Raw genomic sequence first — 4,385 nt, forward strand, 5'->3', positions numbered from 1 at the left:
GCATACCCGCGGCCCATGGCGGCTTTGAAACCTTTGCCGAAAAACTGGCGCTGTTTCTTGTCGGGCGCGGCTGGAAGGTCGGCGTCTATTGCCAGGATGAGGTCGAGCGGATCGACCAGCGGGTGCGCAGCGAAACCTGGCGCGGCATCGAGCTCATTCACATCCAGGTCGCCTCCAAGGGACCGCGCGCGACCCTGGAATTCGACTGGCAATGCGCCCGCGATGCTGCCAGACGACAGGGCGTTTGCCTGGTGCTCGGCTATAATGGCGCGGTCTTCCTGACCTGGCTCAGGCTGAAGCGGCGCAAGATCTTCACCAACATGGACGGCATCGAGTGGCGTCGCCCCAAATGGGGGATGGCGGCGCGAACCTGGTTCTGGCTCAACGAATGGATCGGCGCTTGGGCCTCGCATCGGCTGGTCGCCGATCATCCCGCCATCGCCGATCACCTGGCGACGCGCCGGCCGCGCAGCGCCATCGCCACCATCGCCTATGGCGCCGATCCGGTGGCATCAGCGCCCGAGGCGCCGGTCCGGGCGCTCGGCCTCGAGCCCGGGCGTTATCTCATCTCGATCGCGCGCATCGAACCCGACAACAACATCCTGCCGATTGTCGAATCCTTTTGCTCCACCAAGCGCGACATGAAGCTGGTGGTGCTGGGAACGCTGTCCGACGACATCCCCTACCATGCCGCCATCCGCAAGGCGGCGAACGGCTCGGTGGTCCTGCCGGGCGCCATTTACGACCAGGCAACGGTGAAGGCCCTGCGCTTCCACGCCCGCGCCTATCTGCACGGCCACACGGTGGGCGGCACCAACCCGTCGCTGGTCGAGGCGCTGGCGGCCGGCAACATGGTGATCGCGCATGACAATCCCTACAACAGGTGGACCGCAGGGGCTGCGGCGATCTACTTCACCGACAAGAACAGTTGCGCCGAGCGGATGCAGCAGGCGCTGGACGATGATGCCCTGGTCAAGGCCTGCGGCGTTGCCGCGAGGGCGCGGGCCCGCGAAGCCTTTCGCTGGGACGATGTCCTGCTCGCCTATGAAAACGAGGCCTATCATCTGCTCGGCATGACCGCCGCCAAGACCACTGCGATGGATCACGCATCGCCAGGAACCGTATGATAGGCTGGTCGCGCCGGCGGGTGCTGCGGACCGCGCTGTCCACTGCAGCGGCTCTCGGCTCGCTCCCGGTCGCACCAATCGCTCGCGCCGCCGCCGGGACGCGGTTTCGGCGCGGCGTCAACGCCTGGCCCTGGTTCTCGCTGACGCGTGAATTTCCCGCACCCCGCACCGACTACGGCTGGCCGCCCTTCCAGTCGCAACGGCCGGTGCCGACCCCAGACGACCTGCGTCGGTTGCGCGAGACCGGGCTCGATTTCATCCGCTTGCCCGTCGATCCCGGCCCTTTCCTGGCCGCCGACGCCAAGACGCGCAGTCAGTTGCTGGACATGCTGGACGCCGCCGTCACCGCCACCCTCGACGCCGATCTTGGCATCATCGTCAACATCCAGGCCAACGCTGCCACCCATTACTGGAACCCCGACCGCATGGTCTCCAGCACCGCCGCACCCGCTTTCGATCTCTATCGCGGGCTGGTCGGCGAGCTTGCCGGCAGGCTGGCGCGGTTCCAGCCCGGCAGGGTGGCGCTCGAGCCGGTCAACGAACCGGCGCAGGCCTGCGCGTCGAACGTCTGGTTGCAAATCCAGCTCGCGCTTCTGACCGCGGCAAGGGCATCGGCAGCGACCCTGCCGTTGGTCGTCACCGGAGGCTGCGGCTCGATGGTGAGCGGACTGACCGCGCTCGATCCGGGCCCGCTGTCGCCCTTCGAGCCGATCCTGTTCACCTTCCACTTCTATGAGCCCTATCTGTTCAGCCATCAGGGCGCGCCCTGGATGCGCGAGCCGGTCTATCGGTCGCTCAACAATGTGCCGTGGCCGGCATCCGCCGGCTCGCTGCAACAGACGCTGGCATCGGTCAGGGCGCGCATGGCGCAGGACACCGAAACCCCTGAAGACGCCAAGCAAGCAGCCTATGCCGAGACCGAGCGTGTGCTGAAAGTCTATTTCGACGCCCAGCCCGACCGCTGGTTTGTCGACAAATATCTTCGCCAGGTCCGCGATTGGGCCGATGGCCATAGCCTTGCGCCGGAACGCATCATCATGGGCGAGTTCGGCGCGCTGCGCACCGACGCCCGCTATGTCGCCGCGCCCAATCCGGATCGCGGGCGCTACATCGCCGATGTGAGGCGGAGCGCCGAGGAACTCGGCTTCGCCTGGGCACTGTGGGATCTCTTCGATGGCATGGGCATGATGGACGACACCACCCGGGCGCTGGACCCCGATATCATCGCGGCGCTTGGCCTGACCATGCCGGCGGACTGACCGGCCTGAACGCTGCCCGCGCCGGCCGATAGAGCACCAATGCCAGCACCACGAACTTGGTCAGCAGCGTCGTCTTCGACGCGACGCTTTCCGAAGTGTTGATCAGGATAACCCAGCCCAGCATCGGCAGCCAGATGCCGGGATGGCAGCGGCGCGCCACCTCGAACAGGAACAGCACGAAGCCGAACGTCAGCAAAAGCGTGAAGAAGGCGCCCTGATAAAGGACCGTGCGGATGATCGGGTTCTCGATGCCCTGTTCGAGACCGTTGATGCGGCGCAGGCTGTCGATCAGGTCGACATCCGGTCCCACGATCAGATCGCGCAATTCCAGGTGCTTGAAGAGCTCGAACATCTCGACGCGGGCATTGGCGCTGCCGCTGTCCGACACGAAGCGCTCCAGCAGCGCGTCGAAAAAGCCCAGATATGCCGCCACGATGATGACGACCGGCAGCAGGGCGGCGAGCATGAAGCCGAGTGCCGCACCGAGGAGATTGACGCGGCCCTGGCGCAATTTGGTGATGCCCTGAAAAAGCAGGTAGCAGCCGCCGAGCACCACCGTCGTCACCATCGCCGTGCGGCCGCCGAAGGCGACGAGTGCCGCGCATTGCAAGCCGATCAACCCTATCCGCACAGGCATCGACAGGGATCTGGCACCGGAGAGCAGCGCAAGCACATAGATCGACGTCACCATGGCATTGGCAAGCGGATGCCCCTGCAGCGCGCTCGAGCGCAGATCGGTGGTAAACGCCACGCCGTCGAGGCGATAGGGGAAGATAAGCGTCTTGGTGGCGAACTCGAAAAGGGCAAGCAAGGCATTCGCCGTCATGACCACGTGGACGACGGTCTGCAGCCCGGCGAAGGTCCGCTCGTCGTCCTCGCTGAGCATCAGCACGAGAAGTGCCGCAGCCACGAACGTATCGATCATGCCGGCCATACCGGGCCGCTGCCTGGCGATGACAACGACCAGAAGCACGATCGATATGGCGGCCATCAGCGCGCTGGCCGGCCGCCTGTCAGCGAGATGGACGATATGGCCGACCGGATTGCCTGATGCGCAGGAGCGCCAGGCAAGCAGCAGGACGATGAGATAGGTGGACGGGTGGATCTTGGTCGCCGGGTTGCCGAACAGGCCATCATAATTGTAGCCGACCAGCCACAGCATGCCCCCCGAGATGCTGAACAGCACCGCCACCGCCGCGATCAATCCGAAGCGCGTCAGCGCATCGACCGAGGTGCCGGAGATGGGCGTGCCGGCGCGGGGTGCGGCAGCACCATGGTTCGAAGCGCTTGCGCTCCAACTGGCCGCCATATCAGGCGGCCTCGTCGACCAGCAAGGCGGCTGTCGGCAGGCGCCCCATGACGGAGACCGCCTGCGAAGTCGTCGTGACGTCGCGCATCGGGGTGGCGTTCAGCGTGGCGACGAGCACGATCTCGTCGGCCATGGCGACCAGCGGCGAGGCATTGAGATTGTCGGCCAGCGCGCCGCCGTCGATGACGACGAGCTCGAAGCTCCGGCTGGCCCGCGCCAGCATCTGCTGCGCAAAATAGATGCCATGCGCTTCCTGGAAGACCGCCTTTGAGCGGCCCCTGCCCAGCACGGCAACGTTGCTGCCGGCGGCGTAATGGCTGACGGCCTCGAACGCGTACTCGCCGCGCAGAACATCGAGGATCCCCGGCTGCGGATCCTTCTGGCCGCCGCCGCCAGCATTGGCATCGATAAACAGCACACGGCTGCCCCTGGATGCCGCGGCATTGGCCAGCAGCCGCGCCACCCGGCTGCGCTGCGCGCCCTCGCCCGGCGACGATGTCACCAAGATGGAAGGCACCAGCGGCCAGTCCGCCGGACGCTGGCCCGAACTGAACATGCGCCTGAGCGCAAGGCCGACGACGGCATCGGTCTTCTGGCTGGAGGCGGCGGCGCGCGCCCCGCCGAAAGGCCACCAGCGCCGGCCTGTGTCCGACTTTGCCGGCACCACGCCCAGCACCGGCGCGTCGATGG

Annotated in this window: 4 protein-coding genes; 2 read left to right on the forward strand and 2 right to left on the reverse strand. The window is 66.3% G+C overall.

Annotation, left to right across the window (positions count from 1 at the left end):
* The first annotated feature begins 2 nt into the window (after positions 1-2).
* Both EN969_RS18745 and EN969_RS18750 read left to right on the forward strand, forming a co-directional pair.
* On the forward strand, positions 3-1,127 hold the full coding sequence (locus tag EN969_RS18745) for a DUF1972 domain-containing protein (protein ID WP_245467460.1): 1,125 nt from the start codon (positions 3-5) through the stop codon (positions 1,125-1,127).
* Entirely contained in the window at positions 1,124-2,386 is a 1,263-nt protein-coding gene (locus tag EN969_RS18750; protein ID WP_013530606.1) for a cellulase family glycosylhydrolase, read from the forward strand. The genes EN969_RS18745 and EN969_RS18750 overlap by 4 nt, the downstream gene beginning before the upstream one ends.
* Here the strand turns inward: EN969_RS18750 and EN969_RS18755 are convergent.
* Together EN969_RS18755 and EN969_RS18760 are read right to left on the reverse strand one after the other, a co-directional pair.
* Positions 2,349-3,695, reverse strand: a complete 1,347-nt coding sequence (locus tag EN969_RS18755; RefSeq protein WP_013530605.1) for a VpsF family polysaccharide biosynthesis protein — start codon at positions 3,693-3,695, stop codon at positions 2,349-2,351. The genes EN969_RS18750 and EN969_RS18755 overlap by 38 nt on opposite strands.
* A 1-nt stretch (position 3,696) precedes the next feature.
* Positions 3,697-4,385 (reverse strand): tyrosine-protein kinase family protein (locus EN969_RS18760; RefSeq protein WP_164758340.1); only part of this gene is annotated, 689 nt, incomplete at its 5' end.

Source organism: Mesorhizobium sp. M7A.F.Ca.CA.003.01.2.1 (assembly GCF_003998945.1).
GTDB classification, from domain to species: Bacteria; Pseudomonadota; Alphaproteobacteria; order Rhizobiales; family Rhizobiaceae; genus Mesorhizobium; species Mesorhizobium ciceri.